We start from the raw sequence: 18,679 nt of genomic DNA on the forward strand, positions 1-18,679 counted from the left end.
ATTATTTATATTTATCAATTGGTTATGATTTAATTATCAGCTTGGCATCCACATTGCTTTATATAGGGTACGAACAATAAAAACCCGAGAGAAGGAATCTAAAATGCAAAGCAGTAAACGAACTCTGATAAAAGGTCTGGGTGTTGCCGTTGCACTGAGTGCTACTTTAGGCAGTGCAGCGTTGGTTCAGGCAGAGGAGAAGCGTTCCTATATTCTGGCCACTGCTTCTACCGGTGGAACATACTATCCAGTAGGTGTTGCTTTGGCGACGCTGACCAAGGTAAAGCTAGAGCCTAAATATAAAGTGTCACTGTCGGCGATCAATTCGGCAGGTTCCGGCGAAAACATAAAGCTCTTAGGCGAGAATGAAGCCCAGTTTGCTATTCTGCAGGGCTTATATGGGGCTTGGGCATGGAGTGGTGAAGGCTCTCTGAAGTCTTCCGGTCCTCAAACACATCTCCGTTCTGTCTCAATGTTGTGGCAAAACGTTGAGCAGTTTGCGGTGAAGTCTGATCTGGTCAAAAGCGGTACGATTGCTGATCTGGCTGAACTGAAAGGCAAGAAATTCTCTATCGGTAAGAAAAACTCAGGCACAGAAGGTTCCGGCCGTCAGATTCTTGGTGGCCTGGGAATGGAAGCTGATAGCTTAGATCTGGCTTATATGGGCTATGGACCGAGTGCTGATGCGCTACAAAATGGCACTATCAATGGTATGAACATCCCTTCAGGTGTACCAACCTCCGCAATCACCCGTGCTTATGCGGCACTGGGTAGCGATATGACGGTGCTGGACTTTACTGACGAGCAGATTAAAGAAGCTAACGGTGGCTATAAGCTGTGGACTCGTTATGTGATTCCGGCCAATACATATCCGGGTCAGACCAAAGACATCAACACAATGGCGCAGCCAAACTTCCTGGCAGTGAGAGATGATGTGTCGGAAGAAGATGTTTACCTGCTGACTAAAACTGTTTATGAAAACCTACCGTTCCTGAACGGCATCCATAAGGCAACCAAAGCGATGGCACTTGAAAAAGCGATTGCTGGCCTGCCACTTCCACTACACCCAGGTGCGGCTCGTTACTACAAAGAAGCCGGTCTGACTATCCCTGCACACCTCATCGCTAAGTAACTTTGCGACCTTGGCAGGCTCTGCTGAGCCTGCCTTTTTTCCTGTTTTATATGGAAGACCGTTATGAGTACTATCGATACCCAAACCGACCAGGAAACGGCTGAAAAACTCAAGAGTCTGGAGCTTGTACAGCGTCTTGATTCTTCCCCGACGGGTCGTTTTATCTATTGGGCTGGCGTTGTTTTTGCGCTGGTGCATATCTATTTTAATACCCTGAGTACTGTTTCAGAACTGTGGGTTTCTGCCATACACTTTGGTGGTTTTGCTCTGCTATGTGCCCTGATGGTACCGATGGTTCGTTGCAAGACTGATGCTGGGCGTCATCTGACGCTTCTACTGGATATTCTGTTAGGCAGTGCGGCGGTTTTCTGTGCTATCTATCTGATCGGCTTCGAAGATGCGCTTTATGAAAGGGGTGTAAAGTTTGCCCAGCTAGATTGGGTGTTCTCGATCTGTGCGATCTTTATCTCTTTGGAGATGGCGCGTAGAACCACCGGCTGGTTTATCCCCTGCATGATTCTGGTGGCCCTGACCTACGTTTTTTGGTGGGGGCAGTATGTTGATGGCATCTTTGGTTTCCCTGGATTGAGCCTCGAAACCTTGCTGTTTCGTAGCTACTTCTCCTCTGAAGGGATGTTTGGGCAGATCGCCCGAATCTCCTGGACCTATGTGTTTATGTTTATCTTGTTCGGTGCCTTTCTGGTGAAGTCTGGCGCGGGCGATTTTATTATTGAGCTGTCACGTTGTGCGGCGGGTCGTATGGTCGGTGGGCCTGGGTTTGTAGCAGTACTGGGGTCCGGATTGATGGGCTCTGTATCGGGGTCTTCTGTGGCTAATACCGTATCAACCGGTGTGATTACCATTCCATTGATGCAGAAAGCAGGCTTTCCTGCTCGCTTTGCTGCGGGAGTAGAAGCGGCTGCCTCTACCGGTGGACAGCTTATGCCGCCGGTGATGGGTGCCGGAGCCTTTATCATGGCGTCTTATACTCAGATTCCTTATGTTGATGTGATCGCGGTTGCAGCACTACCGGCGTTGCTTTACTTCCTGTCGGTTGGTTTTTTCGTCCGGGTGGAAGCGATGCGTAGTCAGGCGCATGCGGTCGAGCTGGAAACACGTCCTATAGGTGAAGTATTTCGCGACGGCTGGCACTACCTATTACCTCTTGTGGTCTTGGTGAGCTTGCTGATCTATGGCTTTACGCCCACCTATGCTGCGGGCATCGCAATTATTTCGGTGGTTGTGTCTTCCTGGTTATCTAAGCATCCAATGGGTATTAAGGATGTCTTTGATGCATTGGCGCAGGGCTCAAAAAATATGGCCACCACCGCGATGCTATTAGTCGCCGTTGGCCTGGTAGTCAACGTCGTGGCAATGACCGGCATTGGTAATACTTTCTCACTGATGGTTGCTGAGTGGGCGGGAGGCAGTCTGCTGATCACCATTATGCTGGTAGCGCTGGCATCCTTGATTTTAGGTATGGGATTACCGGTTACCGCTTCTTATATTGTGTTGGCGACACTGTCAGCGCCGGCGTTGTATAACCTGATTGCTGAGATGCAGCTGATCGATATGATGGTCAGTGGTACTTTGCCTGAAATTGCTCGCACTATCTTCCTGCTGGTGGATGTCGATAAGGCTGCTTTGCTGGCTGATCCGATGAGTAAGCTTGATGCTCAGCAATTGCTGGCATTGGTTCCCGGGGATTTTAAAGGTCAGTTACTGGAGCAGGCGATTGATCCGGCCCGGTTAGCCATGATTCTGTTGTCAGCACATATGATAATTTTCTGGCTGTCACAGGATTCGAATGTCACTCCGCCAGTGTGCCTAACCGCATTTGCAGCAGCGGCTATCGCCAAAACACCACCGATGGCAACAGGTTTTACCGCTTGGAAAATAGCTAAAGGACTGTATATCGTGCCGTTGCTGTTTGCCTATACCAACTTTATTGGTGGAACGACGATGGAGGTGCTCAGTGTATTCTTCTTCTCCGTTTTCGGTATCTATGCGTTGGTCGGCTTTATGGAAGGCTATTTGGAAAGTCCGCTTAATCTTGTGTTGCGAGTTATCTCGGGAATAACCGGAGTCGCAATGTTATGGCCACATGGCGAATGGTGGATCAGTACCCTCGCTTTACTAGGTTTCTTAGCGCTATTTATCTATAGCCGTTTTCGCCTCGAGGAACCTGAGGGGTCGGCGGTTACGACTGGGTAAGCACTGTTGGACTATTAAAAACCGGCCTTAATGGCCGGTTTTTTGCTTTTTAGGAAAATTATTATCTAATATCTCTTATTGAATCGCTGACAATTTGTTAGATTGTCTTTATACACTCAGCATTCAGTTTTGGATGTGACGCTTTGCCAGCTTGTTTTGAAGTGATAGTCAGTAAATACAGGCTGATCTGATATGTGGCTCCCGACAGAGGATTGTTTTGGTCGCCAGTTTTCTGCTGAGTTCCAGGGGAATGAGGCAGTACAAAATGCAAAGAAGAGTTTAGAAATAACCTCTTCAGGCTTACGGCAGGGATTATGTACAAACAAGAAAAAAATATGTTTCGTATTCCAACATTTATCGGTCTGGGTTCAGCGCTGATATTCTCTTCTATAGCGATCGCCAGTGATGAAAATAGCGGTGATTGTTATCAGCTTTTTTCTGCTGAAAATTACTCGTTAGCCAAACAGCAATGTCAGGAACTGGCTGAACTAGGCGATGCGAAAGCGGCTTTTCTTCTGGCAAATATCTACTATCAGGGGCTGGATACCAATCAGGAAGATCAGCGTGGCCTGTTCTGGGATCACATTGCGGCTGAGAAAGGGCATCCGGAATCAGCTTATCGTCTGGGACTGGCCTACCAGCTAGGTCAGGGGGTTAGTCAAAGTAACAGTAAAGCGCGTAACTGGTATCAGCAAGCGGCGTTAGCCCAACATTCAAAGGCGCAAAAACTGCTGGCAAACATGTTTGAATCGGGCGCTGCGGGAGAGAAAAATCCTTCACGTGCATATCAATGGTATATGAGAGCTGCCCAACAGGGGTTAGCTGATGCGCAGCTTAAAGTTGGCTCAATGTTACTAGATGGTAGAGGTGTTGAGGCAAACCGGGCCTCTGCGCAGCATTGGATACGAAAAGCAGCCACCGCTGGTAACGCAAACGCTCAGGCCGCTCTGGGGGTTATGCTGACAGAAATTGATCCGGCAGAAAGCCTTAGTTGGTATGAACGTTCGGCAGAGCAGGGTAATGGGGTCGCACTACAGAATCTGGCCTTGGTCTATTACGTAGGTCAGGGTGTTGAAGTTGATCATCCACGGGCTGTCGAACTCGCTCAACGAGCTGTTGATACAGGTAATAAAGAAGCGGTTTCTCTGTTGAGTCTGATGCGTCTTGAGACGGAGCAGCAAAAAGTTATTGAACTGCAAGCTGAGCAACAGAAACTATCACAGCAGATTATTGCATCTATACCTGAAAAAACAGCTGATGAACGGCCACTACCGTTAGCTCCGCTTTCTAATGACACTGTTCTGGCTGAACCATCAGCAGGTTATTCTGAACCTGAGCCTGAGGCCTTGTCGAAAAAAGAGCCCGAAGCAGTACCTCAAATTGAGCGTAAGTCTGAACCCGTATCTCAATCGGGTAATCCGTATCGTCTTAAGGATGGTTGGGTGATGCGTCAGTCACCACCTCGTTTTACTATTCAGCTGCTGTATGGAAAAGAAGAGCTCGGCGTACTTAACTATATCAAACAGCATAAATTGCCGGATTCGGTTCGATATTTCCGTACTCAAAGGGAAGCCGGACTTTTCTATGTGCTGGTATATGGAGACTATGGCACCATCGATGCAGCCCGCGAAGCTCTGGACGATATTCCGGAATTGGCCCAAAAGTCTCACTGGATCCGTAAGTATCGCCGCCTTCAGGAGCTGTATCTTGCACCTGATTCTTATGGAGTAGCCGGACAGTAGGCCTGGCTGTTGTCACTATTTGGAATAGATATGCCTCGAATATTTTATGCGCTTTTGACCCTGTCTTTACTTTGGTCAGCAGTTTCTCAGGCCCAGGATCAACAATGCCTTACGCTTTATCAGACTAAGCAGTTTAGCGCTGCTTTTAAACAGTGTATGCCGCTGGCTGAGCAAGGGGATGGGGAAGCAAGTTTTATTATATCCAGCCTCTACACTCAGGGTGGTATTAATCGTCCGGCAAACCTGGGAAAAGCGCTTACATGGTTAACCCGTTCTGCTGAACAGGGCTATGGTCCTGGTTGTTATAATCTGGCAGTACTTTATGAAAGAGGCGAAGTGGTTGAGCGTGACGACTCTACAGCCTTTAAGTGGTATCTGCGGGGCAGTGAACAGGGCGATGTGCCAAGCCAGCTGAAGACTGGTATCGCTTATCTCAAAGGGGTAGGGACTGAGCAAAGCCTGAATCAGGCTGGACGCTGGCTCGGGCATGCCGCCGCCGCAGGTGATCAGAGTGCGCAGACGACACTGGCTGCTCTGCTGTCATCCACAGAACCACAGAAAGCTGTTGAGCTATTCCATAAAGCTGCCGTTCAACACAACCCTTACGCGCATTATCAATTGGCCTTGATCTATAGTGAACCAAAATTGGAGCAGTCACAGGATCTTGATAAAGCCCTGATGCACGCCAGTGAAAGTATGCGTCTGGGACACGTACCTGCCAATGCCCTGGTAGAGAGCCTGAATCAGCAATCAGAGTTATCGAGATCAAAGAGATCTGATGCTTTATCTGAAACTGATAACAAGGCAGGCGTACAAACTGATCTGGCTTTGGTTGTGATGAAAAAGACTGAGGTTTCAAATGTCGTTGCTCTGGAAACTGCTGAATCAGAAGTGCCTGAAGTACCGGACGTAACATTGAAACCGCAGCAAACTAAAAGCGACACGGTTATCGGTAACGATTCAATGGGGTCTATAGGTAACGGTTTACGTGATTTCAAATGGCTGAAGTCACAGTCTTCAGGACGTTACGTTCTTCAATTGATTCAGTTGGCAAAAGTCAGTTCAGTCAAAAAGTTTCTGAAAGATAATAAACTTGAAGGCCGGGCAAACTATTTCAGAGTGCTGACCAACGCCGGCAGGGTGTATGTAGTGCTGTATGCTGATTCAGCAAGCACACCTGCTGAAGCAAGAAAGCTGGCAAAAAATCAGTTACCAGCCTCGATCTCTGATCAGGTTTGGTTTCGGTCATACGGGGCGATACAGAATGCTTATCAACCAGCAGACTGACCCCCCTGCAAGCTTATTAAAGGATTAATAATGTTTAACCGGTTAAGAGTAATTCTTACCTCCGTTTTGCTTCTTAGTTCGACGTCTGTAATTGCAACGGATCTGGAGCGTTGCCAGACTCTTTTCCTTAAGGGCGAGATCGGACCTGCGTATCAGGCTTGTCTCCCACTGGCGCAAGTGGGTGATGTACAGGCAGCTTTTAATATCGCTCGTTTGCAGGCAATTGGTCTTGAAGGAACTCCTGATTGGAGAAAAGTCGTTAAATGGCTGACAGTTTCAGCGGCCGGTAAACATCATGAGGCCGCTTATAATCTGGCCATCGCTTATCAACTGGGTAAAGGTGTAACTGCAGATCAGCAACAAGCACTTAAATATTATCAACAATCGGCAGAGCTGGGGAATTCCAAAGCGATGCGCAACCTGGCGCTTCTTTATGAAAAGGGAGAGGGGATAGAAAAAGATCTTGATCAAGCTTTTAGTTTATATCAGCGTTCGGCAGAGCAGGGGCTGACCGATAGTCAGTTAAAAACCGGTTTGATGTTATTACAGGGTGAGGGTGTCGAGAAAGATCCACAAGCCGCAAGATACTGGATCGAATTGGCGGCAGAGTCCGGTGATGACAAAGCCCAGCTAGCGCTGGGAGTGTTGCTCATTGATTTCGACCCCTATAGGGCTATCCATTGGTACAATCAGGCGGTATCCCAGGGTAATCCGTATGCGGCTCATAATTTGGCGCTAGTCTATTTTGAGGGCACTGGGGTTCCGGTGGATATGATGCATGCATTAGCCTACGCCGAGACCAGTAATGAGTTAGGTAATGGTCTCAGTGCCGCGCTATATCAAAAAATTCTAGCTCGGTTACAGCAAACAATAGTGAGTGATCCGCAATCTATATCTAAGCCGCTGGCAATTGTGGAGTCGGATAGACCTCGTTTCGAGGAAAAAAACCTGGAATGGTTAAAGGCTCAACCGGCCCGTCATTATGTGGTTCAGCTAGCAAGATTGAATAGCCATAACAGTGCTGAGAGTTTTCTTCAGGAACAGGGGCTGTTAAATACCGCCCATGCGGTAGTACTTGATAGCCATGATTATGTAGTTTTGCTTAAACAAGGCTTCAGCGATAGAGCTACAGCGCAGAATGCGCTAAAGGTAATACTGCCGAAATCTTTAACGAAAGATGCCTGGATAAGAAGCTATCGCTCACTCTATACGCACTAAACCTTTTTAAGAATGCACTGTAATCTGGCTAACCGCTTATGAAGATCCTCCTGCTTTCTGCTTATGATGCTGCCAGTCATGCCTATTGGCACAAGGGGCTAACCGAAAATCTAAGTCAGCATCAGTGGACCGTTTTGAGTTTGCCTCCTCGGTATTTTTCCTGGCGAATACGGGGTAACAGCCTGAGTTGGGCCTTCAATGAAAGAGAGGTGCTTGAACAGGATTACGACCTGGTGGTCGCGACCTCAATGACGGATCTATCTGCCCTGCGTGGGTTTGTGCCTCATCTTGCCGGTATTCCTACGCTTGTTTATTTTCACGAGAATCAGTTTGCTTATCCTGAATCCGGAAAGGAGTATGGCAATGTCGAGCCCAAGATTCTCAACATCTATACGGCTCTGGCGGCGGATCATATCTGTTTTAATACTGCGTATAACCGAAATTCCTTTCTGGCCGGTTGTAATGAATTGTTAAAAAAACTACCTGATCAGGTTCCAGCGGGACTTACAGAACAGTTAGAAAATAATTCATCCGTGCTTCAAGTCCCCTTGCCGCAATCTGCGTATCTGTCTCATGACCCGCAACCCGGGCCAATACGGCTTATCTGGAACCATCGTTGGGAGTTTGATAAAGGGCCTGAAGAGCTACTAAATGCTGTACAGGGACTCTGTGATGCAGGTGTGGATTTCAGGATGGATCTGGTCGGGCAGCAGTTCCGTAAAGTACCTGAGCAGTTTCAGACATTGAAAGAACTGTTGGGAATTCGGGTGGGGTATTGGGGGTTTGTTGAATCTATTGATGAATACCGTAGATTGCTGCAACAGGCTGATATTGTTCTTTCCACTGCCTTACATGATTTTCAGGGAATTGCTGTGTTGGAAGGGGTGGCTGCGGGAGCAGTACCGCTGGTCCCAAACAGACTGGCCTATCCAGAACTGTTTCCGCCTAACTGCTGTTATGCCAGCGGCAAAGGGGAGACCGAAAGCTTGGTCGATGCGGTAATGAGTTATGCACAGGCAAAGCAGGCGGGAACCTGCCAAGCTGCACCTGATATTTCGGCCTTAAGTTGGAGTTCAATGGCGGAGCGTTATGATGTGCTGTTTCGCACAGTTGCTAAGCAGGCCGATGTCATTGTAAATACTCAACTTTAACCTGGTATTACTAACTACGATGAGGGCTCTGATTAGCCTGTTTTTTTAAGAGTGTGCTCTAAAGTGTAAGACTGCAGATCTATTCTTAACCGGGCCCTATAGGCTTTATCTATGTTTTTGTTAAGTCCCTCTTCCAGGCTGAATCGTCGAGTGGAAGTGGGTAACCCTTCGTCAGATATTGAATATGCGGTACCGAACTCTTCAGCAGTCAGGAGATGAGTATTGCCATCAATCCAAAGTGTTACACTCTCAATGGGGTGATAAAGTCCTTCGAGTGATATTTTTAGCCCCGTAGTATCTTCTTCAGCTAATACCTTTATATCGCATACAAAGTAGCTGAAGCAGCTGCCGGATTGATGTGTGTGACTAGCAGCTGTATTGGTTGAATTAACAGTGTTACAACCGGTCAATAAAGCCAGAAATAAAAGGAGGGTATAGCGCATACAGTTACTCTTCCTTGAGTTAAAAACGGATAAAATATGGCGTTAATTATATAGCCAGTTTTGCTCGTTACAATGATTTTTAAACGTCTGTTTAATTTGTTGCTAGCAGCGTTTGATTAACTATTAATATAATTAAGCGGCACCGCCGTACTATCAACAATTTTACGCATTATAAAAGCCGATTTCACGCCCGTTACGCCGCGAATTCGGGTAATCTTGCCCAGTAGGATATCGTGGTAACGATCCATATCCGGTACGGCGACTTTTAGTTGATAATCCGCGTCATGACCGGTGATCAGATAACACTCCATTACCTCTGGAAAACTGCTGATAGCGGCTTCAAATTCTTCAAAGCGTTCGGGGATATGTTTATCCATGCTGATGTGGAGTATGGCTATCAGATTGAGATCTACCGCCCGCTCATCAATTCTTACGACTCTGTCTTTGATAACCCCTGCTTCTTCAAGTGCTTTTACCCGCCGGGAACAGGGGGCCGCTGTGAGTCCTACTTTCTCAGCAAGGTCCTGGTTTGAGAGCCCGCCATCTTGTTGTAATTCGCGCAATATTCTTAAGTCAAAACTGTCGATAGGATGATTTGATTTCATTGTTTTTTAACTCTGCGCAATTATATCTATAGGTTTATTGTATTTTAGTTATTAATATTGCGCAATTTAGATAAAATTCATTTATTTAGATCGGTTATTGCGCATCAATCGCTTTAAACTTTGCTCTATTGATTGCTGCAGCGATAAATATTTGCCGAGAACCACGTAAACATGCCGTTACCAGCGGATGTGGGTGAAAACACTAAAAGTGTCTAACCAGGTTTAAGCGCCAGTCTACCGGGCTGACTGATGTGTACCACAAGTATGCGATATACAGATTTGGTCCCGTGCCACCCGCACGGGATTTCAATTTTATATTGGTTAATAAATTTACTGCCGAAGGCAGATATCCAGTAGGACAACGCTATGTTTGACCATCGTAAATACAGTGCATTTGAACCGATTCGTTTGACCGACCGTACCTGGCCAGACAAAGCCCTGACGCAAGCGCCCGACTGGTGCAGTGTAGACCTGCGGGATGGTAATCAGGCACTGGTTAATCCGATGAGCGTTGAACAGAAGACTCGCCTGTTTGATCTGTTAGTTAAGCTGGGTTTTAAAGAGATTGAGGTGGGTTTTCCTTCAGCCTCTAAACCCGATTTTGATTTTGTACGTAAGCTGGTAGATGAAAAAAGAATTCCAGATGACGTCACTATTCAGGTGCTGACCCAGGCCCGTGAAGATCTGATTAAGCGTACCTATGAAGCGATGGCTGGCGTAAAGAAGGCAACGATTCATGTTTATAACTCGACCTCTACTGTGCAACGGGAACAGGTATTTGGTCAGTCCTGCGAGGGCATTAAAGCGATAGCGGTTCAGGGGGCTAAATGGGTACAGCAATATGCTGTACATCACCCTGATACTCAGTGGTCCTTTCAGTATTCACCGGAAAGCTTTAGCGGTACCGAGATGGATTACGCTATTGAAGTTTGTGATGCGGTGATCGATCAATGGCAACCCGAAGCTGGTCGCGACATCATCATTAATCTGCCCGCAACGGTGGAGATGTCTTCTCCGCACCTGTTTGCCGATCAGGTAGAGTATTTCTGTCGTAATCTGAAGAATCGACAGTATGTGCGAGTGAGTCTGCACACCCATAACGATCGTGGCTGTGCGGTAGCTGCCGCGGAGTTGGGTATACTGGCTGGCGCTGACCGGGTTGAGGGCACACTGATGGGTAATGGTGAGCGTACCGGTAATATGGATGTGATCACTATGGGCATGAATCTGTATTCCCAGGGAATTGATCCGAAGCTGGATTTCTCTGACATCATTGAAATTAATGAGGTGGTGGAAAGCTGCACCGGAATCCCGGTTGGGGTCCGTCATCCCTGGGCTGGCGAGTTGGTGTATACCGCTTTCTCCGGAAGCCATCAGGACGCGATTCGTAAGTCAGTGAACTATCATACAGAACATAAGAAAGCCCATTGGGATGTGGCTTATCTGCCAATTGACCCACGGGATATCGGCCGAGAATATGAAGCAGTGGTACGGATTAACTCCCAGAGCGGTAAAGGGGGTGTGGCACTGGTATTGGAGCGGGACTACGATATAAGCCTGCCTAAGTGGATGCATTTTCCGTTGAGTCGTGTTGTTCAGGGAGCTGCTGAGCAGAGTGGTATTGAAGTTTCACCGGTAAATATAAAACGTTTGTTTGATGAGTGCTTTGTGTCTGTTGTGCCCCAGTGGCAACTGCATGATTACGATCTGCATGCAGAGGGTCAGCATGTGAGTGCCGGTTTTAAGATCGGCGAGCAGCATATCACCGGTGAAGGCGCAGGTGCATTGGAAGCGCTTTGTGCGGCTTTGACAACTGGTTATCAGTGTCAGATTGAAGTCATTCAGTTTGATCAGCATGCGATAAGTGGGGGAACTGATGCTAATGCTCAGGCCTGTATCGCGGTGCAGATTAATGGCGATGAATATTGCGCTGTTGCGGTGGCCGAAGATACTTCAGCTGCCGCCCTACAGGCGATGTTAACCGCATTTAGTCGCTGTGGCATCGAAGCCGTTCAGGCTGCTTGATAAAGGTTCTGATAAAAAAGCCCGGTACTTAGTTGCCGGGCTTTTGTTGTTGTCTAGAGTGTTGGGGGTTTAGTCTGCGTTATCGGTGAAAGTAACAGGCGGCATTTCGCGACGATCTATCTCTAAGTGGAAGATATCAGGACGATTGTAATGACCTGCCACATCGAGCGCTTTGCGTGATTCCCGCGCAGCTTCGATATCAATGCTGGCAAATAACACGCCCTTTTCATTGTGAAGTGGTCCGGCGACGACGCCACCAAAAGGTTTCACTACAACCGCGTCACCAGGGTTAATCCATTCGTCGGGTTGAAATAAACGGTCTCGCTCGGGAAAAGTATCGGGAATATCACTACCTTGCATCGCCGTAGCGGTACTTAATACCCAGCAGCCGCCTTCACGGGCAATATGGTTCATTGAGGCTATCCAGGTGTCGCCGCTATCCCAGGTTGGCGCAACATAGATATCGATATCCTGGGCGAACAGACCGTACCGTGCCAGCGGCATGTAGTTTTCCCAGCATATTAAACAACCGATTCGACCCACTGGCGTATCTACGACGTGCAGGCCGCTGCCGTCGCCAAACCCCCAGACCATCCGTTCAGGATTGGTGGGCATTATTTTTCGATGCCGATTCAGTATAGTGCCATCCGTATCTATGACGACCACTGTATTAAATAGCGTCGACCCGCTGAAAGTGGAATCGATCTCGTTCATGCCCATCACTACGACCTGATTATATTTGGCGGCCGCTTCGCAGATGGGGTCCAGGTCGCCGTTAGAGATGTCGACTGCGTTATTGCGTAACAAGGTATGAAGCTGGTTACCCAGAGGCATATCTCCGCCGGGCTTAAGTCGCCATATCCAGGTGGGATAACCGGGTAGAAATGCTTCGGGAAATACGAGCAGTTGAGTGTCTTGTGCTGCGACCTCTTCAATTGTATTAACGGCTTGCGCAATTGACGCTTTGAGATCTAAGAGAACGGGTGGTTTTTGTGAAATTGCTACGTTGATATCCATGAGGTTTTCTCCACTTCAGGCGCAATAGTGTTTGCGCCATCGGGGTTGTTATTTGATTGTTCTGGTTGCTCTGGGTTTTTACTCGGGGATTAGATCGCCGGAGCCTCCTGCTTCAGTGGGGAGGTCTCTCATTTTTGGTAAACCATCCGCCATTGGCTGTACGGATTCCTGATAATGCACATGTAAGGCGGGTGTGAAGTTCAGTTCAGGAATAATCGCGGCAGGTACATCGATGACGCCCATCTCTGGATGCTCAGTAAACAGATGCCCACCGCAGGTGCGGCACCATTTACGAATACTGCCGGGTGTTTTTTTATAACTGCCAATCTGATCTTCGCCCTGTGTTACTTTCAGGGTTTCGGGGTTCCATAAAGTGAACGCACTGACAGGGCCTGCAGACCAATGGCGACAGGAATCACAATGACAATAGGCCATAAGAACCGGTTGAGTTGTGACGCTGAAGTTAACTGCTCCGCAGAAGCAACTTCCCCGGTATTGTTGTTCAATATTCATAATGAATCCTCTGTGCTTTAAGGAGGTGTGTGCCTTAAGTACAGCAGAGGGTCTATAGTTTGTTTAGTACAGAAATCGTACCTTAAGCTACGATTTCTGTAGTAGCGTATGAGTGATGACAGGATTCTTATATGAAAGGTTATGGACAGTTTTGCCCTATAGCTAAGGCTTGTGAGGCGTTGGGGGAGCGTTGGACGCTACTGCTGATACGTGAGTTGTTGTGTGGTAGTCGTCGTTATAATGATTTTAAACGGGGCTTGCCGTTAATATCGCCAACCATGTTGTCTCAGCGACTTAACGTACTACAAGACAGAGGCTTGGTTGAACCCAAGCGATCTGAGGATAATAAAAGCAGAGAATATCATCTTACTCAGGCAGGCCTTGAGTTGGAACCGATTGTCATGGGGCTGGGTGAGTGGGGTGCCCGCTGGATACGTAGTCAGATGTCCGATGACGATCTGAGTGTAGAGTTGTTGATGTGGGATATGCGACGCACGATTAACTGCTCGGCTCTACCGAGAGCCCGCACAGTCTTGCATTTTGAATTTAAAGATCTGGATAGAACCTATAAGCACTGGTGGATGCTGGCTGAAAACAGCGAAATCGACCTTTGTGTGGATGATCCGGGATTTGATCCCGATGTGTATTTTTTCAGCGATCTGAGAACCATGACCGAGCTTTGGCTTGGCGATGTCTCCCTTGCAGGCGCCGAAAAGTCAGGAAAACTGGTTATAAAGGGGAGTTCTCAACTTATGAGAAATATTCCCGAATGGCTCATGTTTAGCGGCTTTGCGAATATCGAGAGAGGGGTCGCATAAAAAAGCCGCTTAGATGAAGCGGCTTTTTTTAGCAGGAGTTTATGCGTTCGTTAGAGGAACAGCATTAATCATACTACTTTGGCGATTTAGGGCCTCGGCCAACCCGCTTTTTAGGCGATTTTTTCTTTGAAGAGGCTTTCTTAGCAGCGGCTTTCTTTATCGCTTTCTTGTTCTTTACTGTTGGCTTCTTCGCCTTAGGCTTGCCACTTTTCTTACCCGGTTCAGGATTTTTCGGAGCCAGACCAGGAAAAGTAAGTTGGGGAATCTTCTCGCCGATAAAACGTTCGATCTTACCCAGCGTTGGCCAGTCCAGAGGTTCTACGATCGACCATACGATACCTTTCGCGCCATCACGGCCTGAACGCCCTGACCGGTGCACGTAGCTATCAGCTTTCATCGGCAGATAGAGGTTTATCACGTGGGTAAGATCAGGCAGATCCAAGCCTCGACCAACAACGTCGGTGGCTACAATCAGCTTAATTCGTCCACGGCGCATCTCTTTGATCCGTTGATTACGTTCACTCTGACGCATATCACCGTGCAGGCCATAACATTGCATGCCGCCGCTACGAACAATCTCAACCCATTGCTCGACCTGTTTGCGACTATTTACAAAGATGATGCCCTGTTTTAGTTCCGGCTGGTGTATCAGTGCTTTAACCAGAAACTCTTTATGCTTCTCGTTGTCAGCCCGGTATACGAACTGCTCAATATTGGATGGAATGTGACGAGGTTGCTCTACAGCCACAATCTGTGAATCTTCATTTAATAGATCAGTAGCGAACTGCTGGATCTTTTCCCCTTCGAGGGTAGCGGAAAACATAAGCGTCTGGCGTTCCAGAGGTAATACATCAGCGATCTGCTTTATATCGTGTATAAAACCAAGATCCAGCATCCGATCCGCTTCATCGATGATCAACATATTCACGGTTGATAGATCGAGCCACTCCTGAGCATTCAACTCCAGCAGTCGTCCCGGTGTGGCAACCATAATATCGATCGGTTCAGCCAGCATCCCTTTCTGCATCCCAAAGGGAACACCGCCGACAATAAGGCAGCTCTTGATACGGTTGTTTTGGGTCTGTAGTTCAATGACCTGATAGATCTGTTTCGCCAGTTCTCGGGTTGGCGCGAGTATCAGAATCTGGGGTGCACTGCTGCGATCGTTATCCGCATCGAATATTTTCTGCAGGGCAGGCAAAACAAACGCCAGAGTCTTACCGGTTCCGGTAGGTGCTGAGGCTAGAAGGTCAACGCCTTCCAGTGCGATAGGAATTGCCTGTTCCTGGATTGGACGGGGGCTGAGAAAGTTGTTATCAGCTAATGGGCCCAGTATTTCCAGATCCAGATTTAGGTCGATAAAGAACATCGAAGGGTACTCACAGATTTAAAGGCGCAAGCATACCTTATTTTTGCCTTGTCGGATATTTAGGAAGGTGGTCGATTAGCCTGTTTCGACGCACTATTTCAATAATATTTTGCCATATCGGCTAGTGATGACGATTGCGCCTTGAGGTAGGCCTTCACAACGCCTATCATGCCGCCAAGATCTGTCACTATCTGCGATGAGCTGATAATAGTTCGAAATGTCGACTATAGTGACTGAAGTTGTTATTTCTGCCTGTTTGAGAGCTGTCTTTGTGTCTGAATTTATTCCCGGCCAACGCTGGATCAGTAATACCGAATCAAATCTGGGGCTAGGGTTAGTCACTAGCATTTCCAACCGTCGTGTTGAAATTTTGTTTCCTGCTGTAGAAGAGGAACGCACATACGCCGACGATAATGCCCCGCTAAGCCGTGTTATCTATCCGGTAGGCGAACATGTACGTAACGCAGATGGACTGAAATTGACCATCACCGCGTTTCAGGAATTGAATGGTATAATTGTCTATCAAGCTGAAGATGAAACCGGCGAAATACTGGTGCTTGAAGAGAAGGATCTGGACAGCTCGGTGCATTTCAGCAAACCCCATGACCGTTTGTTTGCCGGGCAGGTTGATAAGATCAGCCGCTTTCAGTTAAGAGTTGAAACACTCAAACATCAATTTTCCCATCTGCAAGCTGAGAGTTATGGCCTGCTGGGCCCCCGTGTACAGCTACTGCCGCACCAGCTCTATATCGCTCACCAGGTTGCGCGCCGGTATGCGCCCAGGGTTCTGTTAGCGGATGAAGTAGGTTTGGGTAAGACCATTGAAGCGGGTCTTGTACTGCATCAGCAGTTAGTTAGTGGCAAAGTTTCAAGGGCGCTAATTGTAGTGCCAGACAGTTTGATTCATCAGTGGCTGATCGAAATGTTACGCCGCTTCAATCTACGCTTTACGATTCTTGATGAGCTGCGTTGTGAAGCACTTGAGCTGTCGGATGAAGGGATCAACCCTTTCGAGACTGCTCAGCTGGTGCTCTGTAATCTCTCTTTTCTTAAATCCAGCCCAGATCGTTTGGTTCAGGCATTGGATGCTGGCTGGGATATGCTGGTGGTGGATGAAGCCCACCATCTGGTCTGGTCTGAAGAGGAGTCCAGCCCTGAATATATCTGTATCGAGGCTTTGGCCCGAGAAGTAAAAGGTCTGTTGTTGCTGACCGCTACGCCGGAGCAGCTGGGCGTGAACAGCCATTTTGCCCGGCTACGTTTGTTAGACCCTGATCGTTATTACAGTTTGGCGCAGTTCCGTGAAGAGGAAACTGGTTACCAGCCGGTGAGTAAGCTAGTGGAACAACTACTGGCAGAAGATGCGCGGGAACAGTTGAAAGATGCCCCTGAAGTGTTTGCTCAATTAGGCAGTTATCTCGGTGAGGACGTAGCCCGTGAACTTCAGCAAGAGCTTGAAAATGACTCCCTTGACCAGGCGATCGCCGATTCGGTCGATAGTTTGCTGGATCATCATGGTACCGGTCGGGTGTTGTTCCGTAACACTCGTGACGGTGTAAGCGGTTTCCCGAAACGGATTCTGCACAGTTATCCACTGCCGGGCCCTGATTTCTTTCTGGAAAGTGAACAGCAGCTGCTGGAACAAGCAGATCTTGAAGAGCGTCTGCACCCGGAACTAATTCTGGCTGACCGCTGGCTGGAAGCAGACCCCAGGGTCGAGTGGCTGGTGGACTGGCTTAAAGATAATCGTGACTTAAAAGCACTGGTTATCTGCGCCAATGCAAAAACTGCAAAATCATTAGAAGAACATCTGCGACTTTATGAAGGTGTACGCTCAGCGGTATTCCACGAGGGGATGACCCTGGTGAATCGCGACCGTGCCGCCGCTTATTTTGCTGATGAAGATGAGAGTGCTCAGGTTCTGATCTGTTCTGAGATCGGTAGTGAGGGACGTAACTTCCAGTTTGCCAGTGATCTGGTGCTGTTTGACCTGCCTCTTAACCCAGATCTTCTGGAGCAGCGGATCGGGCGTTTAGATCGTATCGGTCAGCGCAATGATGTACAGATCCATGTGCCTCATTATGAGTTCAGCGCCCAGGCGGTTCTGCTGGACTGGTTCCACCGTGGCCTTAACTGCTTTGAACGAGCCTGCCCAGTGGGTCAGGTACTGTTTGACCAGTTCCTGGAAGAACTTATCCCGGCACTGTTTGAAGAGTTTGATGAAATTCATCTTGAACAGCTGATTAGTGCTACCCGTAAGGAAGCCGATCGATTATTAGAAGATTTGCAGCAGGGACGTGACCGGTTACTGGAACTGAACTCCTGTAATCCCGCTAAGGCTGAACTGATCGCTGAAAGCATGGAAGTGACAGGTAACAGTATTGAACTGAGTCGTTACATGGAGAAAATGTTCGATCAGTTTGGTGTGGAGCAACAGGTTCACGGCAGCAACAGTATCATCCTTAGTCCGGGGGACCATATGCATTATGACAGTCTTCCAGGGCTGCCAGCTGAAGGGATGACGGCGACTTATAGCCGGACACTGGCGCTGGGTCGCGAAGATATGCAGTTCCTCACCTGGGAGCACCCTTTGGTGATGGGTACTATGGATATCGTTACCGACGGAGACTTTGGTAATACCGCTGTCTGCTCGATTAAACTGCCGCCGCTGAAGCCTGGCACATTGCTGTTGGAGTCAATCTATACGCTGCATTGTGCTGCACCGAAACAGATACAGATACAACGCTATCTGCCCCAGACGCTGAGTCGGATAGTGGTGGATACTAACGGATCGGATCTCAGTGCTATTCTGACAGAAACTCATATTAATAATCTGGCAGAGAGAGTCGGGCGACGTCAGGCGGTTGAGGTTGTTAAACATACCCGTGCCGATATCAGTAAGATGGTGGATCGGGTTGAAGCGATAGCCGAGACTCAATTACCTGAGATGCTGACTGCAGCACGACAGAATGTGCAGAACGTTCTGGGTGCAGAACAGGATCGACTTAAAGCACTGGCTCAGGTGAATCCGAATATTCGTCAGGAAGAGATCGACTATCTGGCGCAGACCCGTAGTGATCTGGAGCAGTATCTTGAGAGTGCCACCATGAAGCTTGATGCGGTCAGAGTCATTATCGCAACCTGA

14 protein-coding genes are annotated in these 18,679 nt (G+C 48.1%); 9 read left to right on the plus strand and 5 right to left on the minus strand.

From position 1 onward, the window contains the following. Positions 1-103 precede the first annotated feature (103 nt). The 6 genes from QZZ54_RS10315 (at position 104) to QZZ54_RS10340 (ending at position 8,744) form a co-directional block, all read left to right on the plus strand. Positions 104-1,132, plus strand: a complete 1,029-nt coding sequence (locus tag QZZ54_RS10315) for a TAXI family TRAP transporter solute-binding subunit (protein WP_290702432.1) — start codon at positions 104-106, stop codon at positions 1,130-1,132. Positions 1,133-1,195: 63 nt separating this feature from the next. Then, positions 1,196-3,346 (plus strand): TRAP transporter fused permease subunit, encoded by a 2,151-nt coding sequence (locus QZZ54_RS10320; RefSeq protein ID WP_290702434.1) that lies wholly within the window; start codon positions 1,196-1,198, stop codon positions 3,344-3,346. 314 nt (positions 3,347-3,660) lie between these two features. Then, positions 3,661-5,088: an SPOR domain-containing protein gene (locus QZZ54_RS10325; RefSeq protein WP_290702436.1), complete on the plus strand. Its 1,428-nt coding sequence runs from the start codon at positions 3,661-3,663 to the stop codon at positions 5,086-5,088. A gap of 30 nt (positions 5,089-5,118) precedes the next feature. Then, complete coding sequence (locus QZZ54_RS10330) at positions 5,119-6,375, plus strand: hypothetical protein (RefSeq protein ID WP_290702438.1); 1,257 nt, start codon at positions 5,119-5,121, stop codon at positions 6,373-6,375. Positions 6,376-6,405: 30 nt separating this feature from the next. Beyond that, positions 6,406-7,593 (plus strand): hypothetical protein, encoded by a 1,188-nt coding sequence (locus tag QZZ54_RS10335; protein ID WP_290702440.1) that lies wholly within the window; start codon positions 6,406-6,408, stop codon positions 7,591-7,593. A gap of 38 nt (positions 7,594-7,631) precedes the next feature. Further along, the gene (locus tag QZZ54_RS10340; RefSeq protein WP_290702442.1) at positions 7,632-8,744 is read left to right on the plus strand and encodes a DUF3524 domain-containing protein; all 1,113 of its coding nucleotides are present in this window, start codon (positions 7,632-7,634) and stop codon (positions 8,742-8,744) included. A 32-nt stretch (positions 8,745-8,776) separates the two neighbouring features. Here the strand turns inward: QZZ54_RS10340 and QZZ54_RS10345 are convergent, their stop codons facing one another. Then, on the minus strand, positions 8,777-9,187 hold the full coding sequence (locus tag QZZ54_RS10345) for a hypothetical protein (RefSeq protein ID WP_290702444.1): 411 nt from the start codon (positions 9,185-9,187) through the stop codon (positions 8,777-8,779). Positions 9,188-9,303: 116 nt separating this feature from the next. Further along, positions 9,304-9,792: an Lrp/AsnC family transcriptional regulator gene (locus QZZ54_RS10350; RefSeq protein WP_290702446.1), complete on the minus strand. Its 489-nt coding sequence runs from the start codon at positions 9,790-9,792 to the stop codon at positions 9,304-9,306. 366 nt (positions 9,793-10,158) lie between these two features. Here QZZ54_RS10350 and leuA point away from each other — a divergent pair, with 366 nt between their 5' ends. Beyond that, positions 10,159-11,817 (plus strand): 2-isopropylmalate synthase, encoded by a 1,659-nt coding sequence (gene leuA, locus QZZ54_RS10355; protein WP_290702448.1) that lies wholly within the window; start codon positions 10,159-10,161, stop codon positions 11,815-11,817. Between the two features lie 69 nt (positions 11,818-11,886). Here the strand turns inward: leuA and QZZ54_RS10360 are convergent, their stop codons facing one another. Beyond that, a complete protein-coding gene (locus tag QZZ54_RS10360) occupies positions 11,887-12,834 on the minus strand; it encodes a carbon-nitrogen hydrolase family protein (protein WP_290702450.1) in 948 nt (315 codons plus the stop codon). A 78-nt stretch (positions 12,835-12,912) separates the two neighbouring features. Further along, positions 12,913-13,347: a GFA family protein gene (locus QZZ54_RS10365; RefSeq protein WP_290702452.1), complete on the minus strand. Its 435-nt coding sequence runs from the start codon at positions 13,345-13,347 to the stop codon at positions 12,913-12,915. 131 nt (positions 13,348-13,478) lie between these two features. Between QZZ54_RS10365 and QZZ54_RS10370 the strand changes: the two genes are divergently transcribed. Further along, a complete protein-coding gene (locus tag QZZ54_RS10370; protein ID WP_290702454.1) occupies positions 13,479-14,165 on the plus strand; it encodes a winged helix-turn-helix transcriptional regulator in 687 nt (228 codons plus the stop codon). Positions 14,166-14,238: 73 nt separating this feature from the next. On the opposite strand, the gene QZZ54_RS10375 is transcribed toward QZZ54_RS10370, so the two are convergent. After that, positions 14,239-15,534 (minus strand): DEAD/DEAH box helicase, encoded by a 1,296-nt coding sequence (locus QZZ54_RS10375; RefSeq protein ID WP_290702457.1) that lies wholly within the window; start codon positions 15,532-15,534, stop codon positions 14,239-14,241. 271 nt (positions 15,535-15,805) lie between these two features. Here QZZ54_RS10375 and rapA point away from each other — a divergent pair, with 271 nt between their 5' ends. Beyond that, complete coding sequence (gene rapA / locus QZZ54_RS10380; RefSeq protein ID WP_290702459.1) at positions 15,806-18,679, plus strand: RNA polymerase-associated protein RapA; 2,874 nt, start codon at positions 15,806-15,808, stop codon at positions 18,677-18,679.

The organism is Amphritea sp., from assembly GCF_016744155.1.
Taxonomy (GTDB): domain Bacteria; phylum Pseudomonadota; class Gammaproteobacteria; order Pseudomonadales; family Balneatricaceae; genus Amphritea.